This window comes from Lactococcus sp. FSL K6-0773 (genome assembly GCF_038006485.1).
Lineage (GTDB): Bacteria > Bacillota > Bacilli > Lactobacillales > Streptococcaceae > Lactococcus > Lactococcus lactis.
In genome coordinates this window covers 672,533-686,059 of sequence record NZ_JBBOVF010000001.1, presented here as the reverse complement: position 1 = coordinate 686,059, position 13,527 = coordinate 672,533, and the positions used below count along the sequence as shown (strand labels likewise).

12 protein-coding genes and 1 pseudogene are annotated in these 13,527 nt (G+C 35.4%); all 13 read left to right on the top strand.

Annotated elements, in window-relative coordinates; genetic code table 11:
• The first annotated feature begins 80 nt into the window (after positions 1–80).
• The 13 genes and pseudogenes from MHB61_RS03295 (at position 81) to MHB61_RS03235 (ending at position 13,504) form a co-directional block, all read left to right on the top strand.
• Positions 81–1,052 (top strand): L-lactate dehydrogenase, encoded by a 972-nt coding sequence (locus MHB61_RS03295; protein WP_003132070.1) that lies wholly within the window; start codon positions 81–83, stop codon positions 1,050–1,052.
• A gap of 158 nt (positions 1,053–1,210) precedes the next feature.
• Complete coding sequence (locus tag MHB61_RS03290; protein ID WP_014570579.1) at positions 1,211–2,272, top strand: DUF871 domain-containing protein; 1,062 nt, start codon at positions 1,211–1,213, stop codon at positions 2,270–2,272.
• On the top strand, positions 2,265–3,158 hold the full coding sequence (gene murQ / locus MHB61_RS03285; RefSeq protein WP_003132073.1) for an N-acetylmuramic acid 6-phosphate etherase: 894 nt from the start codon (positions 2,265–2,267) through the stop codon (positions 3,156–3,158). Before MHB61_RS03290 ends, murQ begins: the two co-directional genes overlap by 8 nt.
• A 34-nt stretch (positions 3,159–3,192) precedes the next feature.
• Positions 3,193–5,144, top strand: a pseudogene (locus tag MHB61_RS03280) (glucose PTS transporter subunit IIA).
• Between the two features lie 61 nt (positions 5,145–5,205).
• Entirely contained in the window at positions 5,206–6,057 is an 852-nt protein-coding gene (locus tag MHB61_RS03275; protein WP_003132077.1) for a MurR/RpiR family transcriptional regulator, read from the top strand.
• Between the two features lie 130 nt (positions 6,058–6,187).
• Positions 6,188–6,946, top strand: a complete 759-nt coding sequence (gene tpiA / locus MHB61_RS03270) for a triose-phosphate isomerase (protein WP_003132078.1) — start codon at positions 6,188–6,190, stop codon at positions 6,944–6,946.
• A gap of 162 nt (positions 6,947–7,108) precedes the next feature.
• Positions 7,109–8,080, top strand: coding sequence for a choloylglycine hydrolase family protein (locus MHB61_RS03265; RefSeq protein WP_003132079.1), 972 nt, complete (start codon positions 7,109–7,111; stop codon positions 8,078–8,080).
• Between the two features lie 48 nt (positions 8,081–8,128).
• Positions 8,129–8,716 carry a hypothetical protein gene (locus MHB61_RS03260; RefSeq protein WP_014570580.1) on the top strand — a complete coding sequence of 196 codons (588 nt, stop codon included), beginning with the start codon at positions 8,129–8,131 and terminating at the stop codon, positions 8,714–8,716.
• Positions 8,717–8,948: 232 nt separating this feature from the next.
• Positions 8,949–10,268, top strand: coding sequence for a phosphoadenosine phosphosulfate reductase (locus MHB61_RS03255; protein ID WP_277424081.1), 1,320 nt, complete (start codon positions 8,949–8,951; stop codon positions 10,266–10,268).
• Entirely contained in the window at positions 10,250–10,777 is a 528-nt protein-coding gene (locus MHB61_RS03250) for an IbrB-like domain-containing protein (protein ID WP_003132085.1), read from the top strand. Before MHB61_RS03255 ends, MHB61_RS03250 begins: the two co-directional genes overlap by 19 nt.
• A 179-nt stretch (positions 10,778–10,956) precedes the next feature.
• Entirely contained in the window at positions 10,957–12,096 is a 1,140-nt protein-coding gene (gene hemW, locus MHB61_RS03245) for a radical SAM family heme chaperone HemW (RefSeq protein WP_003132086.1), read from the top strand.
• Between the two features lie 58 nt (positions 12,097–12,154).
• Entirely contained in the window at positions 12,155–12,958 is an 804-nt protein-coding gene (locus MHB61_RS03240) for a glycoside hydrolase family 25 protein (RefSeq protein WP_014570581.1), read from the top strand.
• 105 nt (positions 12,959–13,063) lie between these two features.
• A complete protein-coding gene (locus tag MHB61_RS03235; RefSeq protein WP_021721810.1) occupies positions 13,064–13,504 on the top strand; it encodes a deoxycytidylate deaminase in 441 nt (146 codons plus the stop codon).
• The last annotated feature ends 23 nt before the right edge of the window (positions 13,505–13,527 follow it).

The following is a 13,527-nucleotide window of genomic DNA, read 5'->3' as shown; positions in this document are numbered from 1 at the left end:
TAGGAAAAGTGATTTGGAAAGGGAGTAGAAAAACAACGTGAGTCAAAATGAGATCCGCTGTTTTTTTATGATGAAAAGAGATGAAAATTAATAACAAAAAAGTTGTAATTGTTGGAGCTGGAGCCGTAGGGAGTACTTATGCTCATAATTTAGTTGTTGATGATTTAGCAGACGAAATTGCAATAATAAATACCAACAAAAGTAAAGCTTCAGCCAACAGTTTGGACTTGCTTCATGCGCTTCCCTATTTAAATGCAGCTCCTAAAAACATTTATGCTGCTGATTATTCAGATGTTTCTGATGCAGATATTGTTGTTTTGTCTGCCAATGCTCCATCAGCAACTTTCGGAAAAAATCCAGATCGCCTACAGTTATTAGAAAATAATGTCGAAATGATTCGTGATATAACTCGTAAAACAATGGATGCAGGTTTTGATGGTATCTTCTTGGTCGCATCAAATCCAGTTGATGTCCTTGCCCAAGTTGTTGCAGAAGTATCTGGCTTGCCTAAACATCGTGTGATAGGGACAGGAACGCTTTTAGAAACTAGTCGGATGCGCCAAATCGTTGCAGAAAAACTCCAAATTAATCCTAAAAGTATTCATGGATATGTTTTAGCTGAGCATGGGAAATCAAGTTTTGCCGCTTGGTCAAACGTGACAGTCGGTGCGATTCCATTAACAACGTGGCTCAAAAAATATCCTAATCCAGAGTTTCCAACCTTCGATGAAATTGATCAAGAAATTCGTGAAGTAGGTTTGGATATCTTTATGCAAAAAGGAAATACCTCTTACGGAATCGCTGCTTCATTAGCTCGTTTGACAAGAGCAATTTTTAGAAACGAAAGCGTGATTCTGCCAGTTTCTGCCTATTTGACAGGAGAGTATGGTCAGTTCGATTTATATACAGGAAGTCCTGCAATTATTGATAGAACAGGTGTTCGAGCAGTCCTAGAGTTAGAATTAACTCAAGAAGAGCAAGAAAAATTTAAAGCTTCAACGGTTCTTCTTAAAGAGAATTTTGATTCAATTAAAGAAAAATGTACTTTGTAAATATAATAAAAAGAATAAAGAAATTTATTCTTTTTATTATACAAAACAATGAAATAATATTTCAAAATAAAAAAAGATTAAATTGATACTTGAAATAATAATTCTTTTAGGTTATAATGAATACGTTATCAAGAAATAATATTTCGGAAGGATAAAAAATGTACGGTTATTCAATTTTTATGAATAGGGACTTGAATGAAAAGGACTATTTATATATTGACAAGATGACTAATCATGGTTTTAAAGGGATTTTCACATCGATGCATATTCCCGAGGATGAAGCAAGTCTATATAAAAAAAGACTAATAGACTTAGGAACAGCTGCTAAAAAGAATCATTTGAAACTTATGGTTGATATTTCAGGTCAAGCTTTAGAAAAAGCTGGATTTTCTATTGATAGAGTAGAAGAACTTCAAGAACTTGGAGTAACTGGTCTCAGGATGGATTATCATATCAGCAATGAGACAATTGCGCAAGTCAGTCAAAAAATGACTGTCAGTCTAAATGCCAGTACGATTAGGCAAGAAGATATTGACGAGTTAAAAGAATACAAGGCAAACTTTAATCAGCTTGAAGCCTGGCACAACTATTACCCAAGACCAGAAACAGGCCTTTCTCGGGAGAGCTTTCTTAGAAAAAATGAATTTTTGAAAAGAAATTCATTTAAAGTTATGGCCTTTATTCCGGGAGATGATTCTCTACGCCATCCTTTATATGAAGGATTACCAACCCTTGAAGCGCACCGCTATCAACATCCACTCTCTTCCTTACTTGATATGGAGTCTCTAAGTATAGATCATATTTATGTTGGGGATGGAGGCTTAAAAGCAAGAACAGCTTGGCAGATTAACCAATATCTTCAAGAGGGGGAACTTGTATTGCAAGCAACCCAAGCAACTAATGATTTTGCTAAAGTCCTCGGTGAGCATGAAAATAGACAAGATGATGCTAGAGATGTGATCCGCAGCGCTCAGGCCCGCTTCAATGAAATTTCTGAAATAAATCCAGAAAATACAATTGAGAGAAAAAAAGGCTCAATTACTATTGATAATTGTGAATATGGTCGTTATATGGGCGAAATTCAAATTACTAAAAGGAATTTGCCAGCAGATAAAAAAGTAAATGTTGTGGGAAATATTATTAAAGAAGATTTAGAACTTATTTCTTTTATTGGCCCAGGACAAAAATTTAAAATAGAAAAAGAGAAAAATAATGATTGATTTATCAACACTAACAACAGAACGACGAAATAACGAAACTTTTAACCTTGACCAAATGACTGTCGCAGAAGCGCTTATTAAAATGAATAATGAAGATAAAAAAGTTGCTTTTGCAGTTGAAGAAGCACTTCCAAATATTGAACCAGTTATTTCATCAGCGATTGAAGCTTTTAACAAAGGTGGCCGTTTGATTTATATGGGTGCTGGAACAAGTGGTCGTTTAGGTGTACTTGATGCCGCTGAATGTGTCCCAACCTTTGGCGTACCAGCTACCCAAGTGATTGGTTTAATTGCCGGTGGTGACAAAGCAATGACGGTTGCTGTCGAAGGGGCTGAGGATAGTCTTGAACTTGGAAGACAAGATTTGATTGATTTGAAGTTGAATGAGAACGACCTTGTTTTAGGAATCGCTGCCAGTGGTCGGACTCCATATGTAATTGGAGCTTTAGATTACGCTAAAGAAATTGGTGCTAAAACGGCAAGTCTTTCTTGTAATCTTAATGCTGAAATTTCAAAACATGCCGAATTTCCAATTGAAGTTGATTGTGGACCAGAATTTTTAACAGGCTCAACAAGATTAAAATCGGGAACAGCTCAAAAATTAATTTTGAATATGATTTCAACAATTTCGATGATTGGGATTGGTAAAGTTTATAATAACTTGATGGTGGATGTTAAACCAACAAATGAAAAATTAGTTGAGCGTAGTAAACGCATCATTATGCAAGCGACAGATTGTACTTATGAAGAAGCCGAAGAAAAATTCATTGAAGCCGATCAAGATGTTAAACTTGCAATTGTCATGTTATTAACTGATTGTGCAGCAGAAGAAGGAAAAACCAAGCTTGTTAGAGCAAATGGTTTTGTGAAAAATACTCTGAATTAAGAATTTACCTTTTAAGGTAGGAGAAGGAGCAAAAATGGCAGAAGAAAAAATAGCTCGTATTGCACGTGAGATTTATGAAAATGTTGGTGGAACACAAAATGTAAAAAAATTGATTCTTTGCATGACTCGTGTTCGGATGACCATTATTGATGATTCAAAAGTTAACTTAGCTGGTTTAAAGGCAATTGATGGAGTGATGGGTGTCGTTGAAGATGAAACACTACAAGTTGTCATCGGACCTGGAACTGTAAATAAAGTTGCTCAAGCAATGGTTGAGACAGTTGGGGTAAGGTTAGGAGAAACTTTCCCAAGTGCTGAAGGTCAATCAATTGATGATTTAATGGCAAAAACAAAATCGGAAGCTAAAGAAAAGTATAATAAGCCTTCAAAATTTAAAGCGGTTCTTAATACGATTTCTAAAATATTCGTTCCATTGATTCCTGCTTTTGTTGGTGCCGGTTTGATTGGTGGGCTGGCCTCTGTTTTAGGAAACTTAGTCACTGCTGGTACCTTAGATGCCGCAACATGGACCCAGTTTATTACCGTCTTAAAAATTATTCAATCCGGAATATTTTCTTACTTAGCCATCTATGTCGGAATTAATTCAGCTCAAGAATTTGGAGCGACACCTTCGCTTGGTGGTGTTATCGGTGCGGTTTCCTTGCTCACAGGAATGAACCCAGAAGCACCATTGAAAAATATCTTTAATGGAAGTGCACTTTCGGCAGGACAAGGTGGAATTATTGGCGTAATTTTCGCTGTTTGGTTACTATCGATTTTAGAAAAACAACTACGTAAATTTATTCCTGACTCAATTGATATTATTGTGACACCAACCATTGGTTTATTGGTCATTGGTTTTGCGGAGATTTTTGCCATTATGCCGGTAGCGGGAGTTATTTCTTCAAGTTTAGTCGGGGCAATTAACTTTATTCTTCAAGTTGGTGGTGGTTTCTCTGGCTTTGTTTTGGGTGTACTTTTCTTACCAATGGTTATGTTTGGTTTACACCAAATCTTAACCCCTATTCATTTAGAAATGATTGCTAAAACGGGCTCAACACAATTATTGCCAATCCTTGCAATGGCTGGAGCTGGTCAAGTTGGTGCTGCGATTGCGCTTTGGCTTCGTTTGAGAAAAGATAAAGAATTTGTCGAACTTGTTAAAGGTGCTCTTCCAGTAGGAATTTTAGGAATTGGAGAACCTTTAATTTATGGGATTACCCTACCTCTTGGTCGTCCATTCATCACGGCCTGTATCGGTGGGGGATTGGTGGTGCAATCATCGGTTCATTAGGTCAAGCTGGAGCCATTGCTATTGGCCCTTCAGGCCTTGCTCTCCTTCCACTTATTGCTAATGGCAAATGGTGGGTTTATCTTCTTGGACTATTGGGTGCTTAAATTGGTGGATTTATTGCTACTTATCTCTTTGGTATTCCTAAAGATGCAAAAGAAAAAGCAGATAATTATGGAAAATCAGTCCAAATGGAAACTATTCAACCTACTTTACGTGTTGTGACAACTCCAGAATTTTCTAGTTCAACAATCGCATCACCACTTGAGGGGAATGTGAAAGAACTTTCTACAATTGAGGATGAAGTTTTCTCAAGCGGAATGTTGGGTAAAGGAGTAGCCATTGAACCAGATAATGGAGATGTCGTTTCGCCCGTCGCTGGAGTTGTTACTACAGTTTTTCCAACTAAGCACGCGATTGGTTTGACTAGTGATGACGGTGTTGAAATTCTTATTCATATTGGAATGGATACTGTTGGCTTAAATGGTGAAGCTTTTGAAAGTTTCGTTAAGCAAAATGACCGTGTCAAAAAAGGAGATTTACTGGTAAGAGCAGATCTTTCAAAAATAAAAGCGGCAGGTTTATCTATAATTACACCTGTGGTTATCACAAATTCTGATACTTATCGAAAAATTATTATCAGTCATGGTGGGAAAATAAGTAAAGGTCAAGAGATTATAACAGTAAAAGCATAAAAGTTAGAGGTTGGTTTATACCAACCTCTTTGTTATAATTAAAGAAGAACGGAGAGGTTAAATGGATACTTTACTTATCATTAGGCAAAATTATTCTAGCTTTACGACAGTTGAGAAAAAAATAGCTGACTATATTTTTGAAGTCGGAGAGAAAATGCTAGAAAAAAGTGCGCAAGAAGTGGCTGGAGAAATTGGTAGCTCCTCTGCGGCTTTAGTAAGATTTTCCAGAAAGTTAGGTTATGATGGATTCTCCCAGTTTAAACAAAAATTGAGTGCCTCGTATGCTGCTCATGTAGATGATGAAGAATACTACAAGGAAGTAAATGATTCTGAATCACCTACTTCAATTAAGAATAAACTCAAAGTCCGGGTAAATCACATGGTAGAGACGACAAATTCTGCTCTGTTGGATGATGAAATCATGGAAGCTGTGTCTTCAATTGATGCTGCTGAGAATATCTTTGTTTTTGGAATTGGAGCATCTTCAATGGTTGCTCAGGATATTTTTCAAAAGTTTAGTCGAATTGGCAAGCAAGTTATCTTTATTCAAGATGCCCATTTATTTGTTTCCTCTCTTTCTGTTTCTAATAAAAAAACAATCTTCATTGGAATTTCAATGAAGGGGGAAACAAAAGAAGTTCTGGAACTCGCAAGCGTGGTGAAAAATATGAAAATCCCCATTATTGCAATTACTTCTCGGGAAAATTCAAGCTTAGGACAAATGGCTGATTGTATTCTTCATTCTGTTTCTGGTGAAGATTATCAAATGCGGACTGCTGCAACAATGAGTTTGATGGCTCAGCTTTATGTTGTTGACATTCTTTTTTATATGTATGTATCAGAGCATTTTACAGAAAGTTATGACAAGTTGGAAAAAACACGTGATGCTATAAAATTATTGGAAAAAAAGTGACAGGATTGAAATTTATTAATGATGAGTTGATTTCTGCAATTTTTTTCACAATATGATAAAATAGACCTTGTAAAAGATGGACTGAAGTCCAAAATTTAAGAGGCTTAAACGCCCTATAAGGAGAATTAGAATGTCACGTAAACCAATTATCGCTGGTAACTGGAAAATGAACAAAACTTTGTCAGAAGCGCAAGCTTTTGTTGAAGCTGTAAAAAATAACTTGCCTTCATCTGATAATGTTGAATCAGTTATCGGTGCACCTGCACTTTTCCTCGCTCCTATGGCTTACCTTCGTCAAGGTTCAGAATTGAAACTTGCTGCTGAAAATAGCTACTTTGAAAATGCTGGAGCGTTCACTGGTGAAAATAGTCCAGCTGCTATCGTTGATTTAGGTGTTGAATACATCATCATCGGTCACAGCGAACGTCGTGAATATTTCCACGAAACTGACGAAGACATCAACAAAAAAGCAAAAGCAATCTTCGCTGCTGGAGCAACTCCAATCCTTTGTTGTGGTGAAACTTTGGAAACTTTTGAAGCTGGAAAAACAGCTGAATGGGTTTCAGGTCAAATCGAAGCTGGTCTTGCTGGCTTGAGTGCTGAACAAGTTTCAAACTTGGTTATTGCTTATGAACCAATCTGGGCAATCGGAACTGGTAAAACTGCAACAAACGAAATCGCTGATGAAACTTGTGGTGTTGTTCGTTCAACAGTTGAAAAACTTTACGGAAAAGAAGTTTCAGAAGCTGTACGTATCCAATACGGTGGTTCAGTTAAACCTGAAACAATCGAAGGATTGATGGCTAAAGAAAACATCGACGGTGCCCTCGTTGGTGGAGCTTCACTTGAAGCTGATAGCTTCCTTGCATTGCTTGAAATGTACAAATAATTTTATAATTATGGGTTGAATGAAAGTACTGATTCTGTCAGTACTTTTTTCGTACATTTTTTAGTTTTTGTTATAGGATTGAAGTTTATAGTTCTGCTAGTATCTTTATCAGTAAAACTTTTGATAAAATAAAGAGATGACAAATTAATTAAGGGGAGAAAAATGTGTACCAGTTTTCAACTAAAGTCAAGTGACGGTGGATTGGTTTTTGCTAGAACAATGGATTGGCATACTTTTAATGCCGCTGCCCTTGTTCTACCAAGAAATTATGAATGGACAAGCGTCTATAACAATCAAAAAATGATTAATCCATATGCCATCCTTGGCGTCGGAAATAGCGAAATGAGATTACATGCTGATATTTCAGATGGTGTAAATGAATATGGCTTGGCGGCACAAAAACTAACTTTTTCAAATCAGTCAGATTATGCTAAAGAAGCAGAGAAGGGAAAAGTTCAACTTGCTGCTTTTGAATTTTTGCTTTGGTTGCTAGGGAATTGCCGTTCAATTGAGGAAGTTCGTCAGAATATTGATAATGTACAGTTGATGACTGATGAAAATGCAATCTACAAATTTGGACGTAATGATTTACATTTTTCTGCGACAGATCCAAGCGGGCAAATGATTAATATTGAACCGCATGGTGGACGATTGGTCATTTCAGATAATCCAATTGGTGTGGTTACAAATGCTCCTAAATTTGAGAATGAAGTCGAGAAATTAAGGACTTATATGGATATCAATTTACTGACAGAAAGTGAAAATACTTCTGTCAGTAAAAATGAGGATAGTAATTCATCATTAGAAAATCTGTCAGTAAAAAATGATAATCCTAACCAAATTTCGACAGGAAGTTTCAATGGGAAACCAGTTTTTCCTGGAGGATTCACACCAACAGCTCGATTTATTCGAGCAGCTATTTACAAAGAAAGAGCGGTGTATCCTAAAGATGAACAGCAAAATATTGTTGAGGCATGGCATATTTTAAATGGTGTTACAGTTCCAAAGTCTGAAGGCCGCTCAGGGACTTATACTGTTTATCGCAGTGCTGTGGAAGTGAACAGTCGCAGACTTTACTTACAAACGTATGATGATTTAAGTATACAAGTCTATCGTTTCCCAGATGAATTATAATCTTAAGATTTTGTTATAATGAAAACAAAATTATTTTAGGAGAATTTAATGCATCTTATCGTTATTTTAGGCGCACTTATTTCAATATCTTTTACAACTACTTATCTTATCGCTAGTCTGCGTGGTCGAGTTAAACCGAATAGAATTACTTGGTTAATTTGGGGAATTGCTCCATTGATTAGTACAGCAGCATCCTTATCAACTGGTGTTTCTTGGGCAAGTTTACCCGTATTTATGGCTGGCTTTGGTCCAATTTTAGTTTTTATTGTTTCGTCATTTAACAAAGCAGCTTATTGGAGAATTGAAAGATTTGATTATATTTGTGGCCTTGTTTCTATTTTAGCCTTAGTAGCTTGGTATTTGACTAAAAGTCCTAATGTTGCAATATCTCTTGCGATATTATCAGATGCTCTAGCCGCATTACCTACCATGTTAAAAGGTTGGAAGTATCCCGAAACAGAAAATAGTTTCTTGTTTTTAGGTAGTCTTTTTTCTGCATCAACAAGTTTTACAGAGATCCATCATTGGAATTTCGCAGAAGTTGCTTTTCCAATTTATCTCATCTTGCTTAGTTTGACAATGTTATTCCTTATTGAAGGAAGAAGAAAATACTTAAATTATAAAAAAGTACTTTGACAAGTACTTTTTTTATAATTTAAGCCCTAAGATAAAGTACGATTCTAATATAAAATTGCAAAATAAAGTAATTTATAATAAAATATAAAGATATAAACGTATTTTATATTTAATTTTTGTATTTTAAAATAATAAATATGGTTTCAATTGGAAGACCTAAACTTTAATATGATTTAAATGGTTTAAGCTCAATAAGTGAAATGTTGAAAAAGTTATGCGAAAGGTAACGAATGTGAGAAAATATCAGAAGGAAAATGTTTACGAAGCTTTCAATAAACGACTAGATTATATTTGTAATTATTTCGACCACTTAATTGTCTCCTTTTCTGGCGGGAAAGATTCTGGATTGATGCTAGAACTTGTTCATCGTTATTATGAAGAAAATAATCTTGCTGACAGAGAAATAGCAGTTTCTGTTTATTATCTTGACTATGAGGGGAATTATCAAGAAACCAAAGACTATATAGAACGCTCAATGGGGAAATATCCTGATTTTGATTATTATCATATTTGTATGCCTGTCTCTGCTTCATGTGGAATATCGATGTCACAATCGACTTGGCTTCCTTGGGACCCTGAACATCCCGAACTCTGGTTGAATTCAGTTCCAGAAGGAGCAATTCATCTTGAAAATCACAATTTCCCATTTTTTGAAATAGGAATGTCTGATTATGATTTTCAAAGCAAATTCTGTCAGTGGCTTCATCAAGAAAAGAAAGCAGAAAGAACAGCAGTTCTTGTCGGAATTAGAGCTCAAGAAAGTTTAAATCGCTTTAATGCTGTGACACGTGATGAAACTTTTTCAAGATTTGGAACTACAAATTATAGCCATCGAATTTTTCATAATGTTTTCAATTTTTATCCGATGTATGATTGGTTGTTTGAGGATGTCTGGGTAGCAAATGCTAAATTTTCTTTTGATTATAATCATTTATATGATTTATATTTTCAAGCAGGAGTACCCTTTAAAAGTATGAGGGTTGCCAATCCTTTTCATCAATGTGGCGTCTCATCTTTGAAATTGTATCAAGCATTGGAGCCAGAGACTTGGGGAAAATTGATTGGTCGTGTCAATGGAGCAAATTTTGCGGCTATTTATGGTGGGACAATTGCTCTTGGTTATCGTGGAGTCAGTCTTCCTAAGGGGCATACTTGGGAGACCTATGTTGACTTTTTACTCAAGACATTACCAGAGGATATTCGAGAAGTTTATCTGAAAAAGTTCCAGAGTTCTCTGACTTACTGGACAAAAAATGGGGGAGCTTTGCCTCAGAAAGTTGTTAGTGAACTAGAAGAAACAAATTTGCAATTTGAAAATTTAGGTACTCCAAAAAATAATCGAAATTACAAACAGGAATATGAATTAGTTCGTTTCAAAAAATACCCTGATGATGTACCAATTAAAAATTTCAGATTAGTCCCCTCTTATAAAAGAATGTGTGTCACCATTTTAAAAAATGATACTTCCTGTCAATATATGGGATTTGGTCAAACGAAAGATGAATTGCAAAAGAAGAAGGAGGCAATGAAAAAATGGGAGAGCTTTTTGTAAGTCCAGCTTATCAAGTGAGACGGGTTCCAATTGAAAAGATTAGAGCAAATTCTTATAATCCTAATAAAACTGCGCCGACTGAATTTAAACTTTTAGAACGGTCGATATTAGAAGATGGTTATACCATGCCAATTGTCTGCTATTATGACAAAGAAAATGATACTTATGAGATTGTGGATGGTTTTCACCGCTATCTTGTAATGAAAAATTCTGAAACGATTGCGCAAAGAGAAGGGAACTGTTTACCCGTTTCTGTGATTGATCGCCCATTAGAAGATAGAATAGCCAGCACTATTCGCCATAATCGTGCCAGAGGGACTCATTCAGTAGAATTAATGACAGAAATTGTTCAACAATTGGTTGAAGCTGGTTTAAGTGATCGGTGGATTATGACAAATATTGGAATGGATAAAGAAGAATTATTAAGGCTCAAACAATTAAGTGGGCTTGCCTCTTTGTTTAAAGGAGGGGAGTTTTCACGGTCTTGGGAATGGGATAAAGAAGAATAGAGTGTAGTTAAAGCTACCCTCTTTTTTATCTATATTTTCCGTTTTGTAAAGTCAATTGCTATCCATAGGTGTGTTATAATAGGTCAAGTATTTGTGATTTTTATTGGTAAGATTAATTTTAGGGTTAATCCTCTCACTATCTTTCATTGAATAGGAAAAATTTTTGAAGGGACTTATAAATGTTGCAAAAACCTAATTCGGCTTATTTTCACATTCCTTTTTGTTCTCATATTTGTTATTATTGCGATTTTGCTAAAGTACTGATGACAGGACAGCCGATTGATGCTTATATTGAATCGCTCATAGAAGAATTTCAAAGTTTTGAGATAGAAAAATTAAGAACAATCTATATTGGTGGTGGAACGCCCAGCGTTTTATCAGCCCAACAACTTGAACGTTTACTGACAGCGATTGCTGAACAGTTAGATTTAGAAGTTTTGGAAGAATTTACTGTTGAAGCAAATCCGGGGGATTTATCAGATGAGGTTATTAAAGTTTTGGCTGATTCAGCAGTAAATCGAATTTCATTAGGTGTCCAAACTTTTAATAATGCTTTGCTCAAAAAAATCGGGCGGACACATACAGAAGTTCAAGTCTATGATTCAGTTGAAAGACTGAAAAAAGCTGGATTTGAAAATATTACGATTGATTTAATCTATGCTTTACCTGGGCAAACGATGGAGATGGTTAAGTCAGATGTTGAAAAATTTTTAGAATTAAAACTACCACATGTGGCATTATATAGTCTTATTTTAGAGGACCATACAGTTTTTATGAATCGACAACGTCGTGGTCTTTTACGCCTACCAAGTGAAGATAAAAATGCGGACATGTATGAATATATCATGGATATTTTAGCTAAAAATGGTTATAATCACTATGAAGTTTCAAATTTTGGCTTACCAGGATTTGAGAGCAAACATAATATAACTTATTGGGATAATGAGGAATATTATGGAATTGGCGCTGGAGCGTCAGGATATTTAGCAGGGATTCGTTATAAAAATCTTGGTCCAGTTCATCATTACCTTAAAGCTGCTCCAACTGAAAAAAGGATAAATGAAGAAGTTTTAAGTAAAAAATCTCAAATAGAAGAAGAAATGTTCTTAGGTCTTCGGAAAAAATCGGGAGTTTTGGTTGAGAAGTTTGAAAATAAATTCAAGTGTTCATTTGAAAAATTATACGGTGAACAAATCACAGAACTTATTAATCAAAAATTATTATATAATGATAGACAAAGAATCCATATGACAGACAAAGGTTTTGAGTTGGGGAATAATGTCTTTGAGAAATTTTTGCTCGATGATATTAATTTTTAATGCTATCGTGATGAATTTTTGTGAAAGTTATGTTACAATATAATTAATGAAACCTAAAATGAGACGTAAACTTAAAAAAATGGGAGCTTTTATCTTTACAGCATCCATGATTGCAATGATCGCCTTACTTGGTTTAGTACGAATTCGACCGGTAGAACCTCCTAAAAAAGCAGCAACTGAAAAAATTGTTGTAAATCATATTTTGGATGAGAAGGTTTTGGATTTGAATAAACCAGTTGTTGACCTTTCGGGTTGGCAACGTCCAGAAGATATTGATTACAACACCTTAAGTCAGCATGTGATTGGTGCGGTTATTCGTGTCAATGGTTCTTATGGTCATGCTGATAATTCAGCAAGCAAGGATGGAGAAGATACTGCCTATAAACAGCACATTAAAGCTTTCCAAGAGCGGGGAATCCCGACTGCGGTTTATGCTTTTGTGACTGGAGAAAACACTTCTGAAATGAGGAAGCAAGCAAGAGACTTTTATCGTCGAGCAAGCCCTTATAAGCCGACCTATTATTGGCTTGATGTCGAGGTAACCAATATGAAAAATATGAACCAAGGGATTGAGGCTTTTCGCTCTGAGTTGGAGAAACAAGGAGCTAAAAACATTGGTATTTATGCCCAAGACTGGTTCTTGCGAGATAATCAAATAAAAGTTGATAAATTTAAAGCGATTTGGATTGCTGCCTATGGACGAAATACAGGTTATTGGGATGCTTCACCAGAAACGACTTTAAGTTATAAAATGCAACAATTTACTGACCAAGGAACTTTACCAGGTTACTCGGGAAATGTTGATTTGAATATGGTTAATAACCAAACCAACTATAATGAATTGTTTAAAAATCAAAAATAAAATTTTTCTTCCAAGTTAATTTATGATTCTCTTGGAAGTTTTTTTATTAAGCCTGAAATAAATAAATTTGCTATAATAAATCAAAAAGCAATTAAGGAGTTCATGATGTCAGAGAAATTTACAAGACCAAGTAAAGATGAATATTTTAAAGAAATTGTCCAAGTGGTTGCAAAACGATCAACTTGTAACCATGCTCAAGTAGGAGCTTTATTGGTCAGTCCTAATGGTCAACTTCTCTCTACGGGATATAATGGTGCGGTTTCGGGGATGCCACATTGTACAGATATTGGTTGTACTGAAGATAAATATGGACACTGTGTAGCAACGGTTCATGCAGAACAAAATGCGATTGCTCAAGCTGCTAAACATGGCGTTTCACCTGAAGGTGCGATTTTATATACAACGTTATTTCCTTGCCTTGCCTGCCTGAAATTAGTTGTTGCTGCTGGTGTGAAAGAAATTAAATACATTGATGAGTATCATGCTAAAGATCCTTATGAAGAATTATTGATTGATACTTTAGAAATCGCCTGTGAAAAAATTTAATTAGCTCTGAGAACTTTAAAAAC

Excerpts from the sequence above, each read along its gene's own strand:
- MHB61_RS03260 (WP_014570580.1), top strand. The coding sequence starts at position 8,129 with ATGCATCTTATCGTTATTTTAGGCGCACTTATTTCAATATCTTTTACA.
- MHB61_RS03275 (WP_003132077.1), top strand. The coding sequence starts at position 5,206 with ATGGATACTTTACTTATCATTAGGCAAAATTATTCTAGCTTTACGACA.
- MHB61_RS03290 (WP_014570579.1), top strand. The coding sequence starts at position 1,211 with ATGTACGGTTATTCAATTTTTATGAATAGGGACTTGAATGAAAAGGAC.
- MHB61_RS03295 (WP_003132070.1), top strand. The coding sequence starts at position 81 with ATGAAAATTAATAACAAAAAAGTTGTAATTGTTGGAGCTGGAGCCGTA.
- hemW (WP_003132086.1), top strand. The coding sequence starts at position 10,957 with ATGTTGCAAAAACCTAATTCGGCTTATTTTCACATTCCTTTTTGTTCT.
- MHB61_RS03265 (WP_003132079.1), top strand. The coding sequence starts at position 7,109 with ATGTGTACCAGTTTTCAACTAAAGTCAAGTGACGGTGGATTGGTTTTT.
- MHB61_RS03240 (WP_014570581.1), top strand. The coding sequence starts at position 12,155 with ATGAGACGTAAACTTAAAAAAATGGGAGCTTTTATCTTTACAGCATCC.
- tpiA (WP_003132078.1), top strand. The coding sequence starts at position 6,188 with ATGTCACGTAAACCAATTATCGCTGGTAACTGGAAAATGAACAAAACT.
- MHB61_RS03250 (WP_003132085.1), top strand. The coding sequence starts at position 10,250 with ATGGGAGAGCTTTTTGTAAGTCCAGCTTATCAAGTGAGACGGGTTCCA.
- murQ (WP_003132073.1), top strand. The coding sequence starts at position 2,265 with ATGATTGATTTATCAACACTAACAACAGAACGACGAAATAACGAAACT.
- MHB61_RS03235 (WP_021721810.1), top strand. The coding sequence starts at position 13,064 with ATGTCAGAGAAATTTACAAGACCAAGTAAAGATGAATATTTTAAAGAA.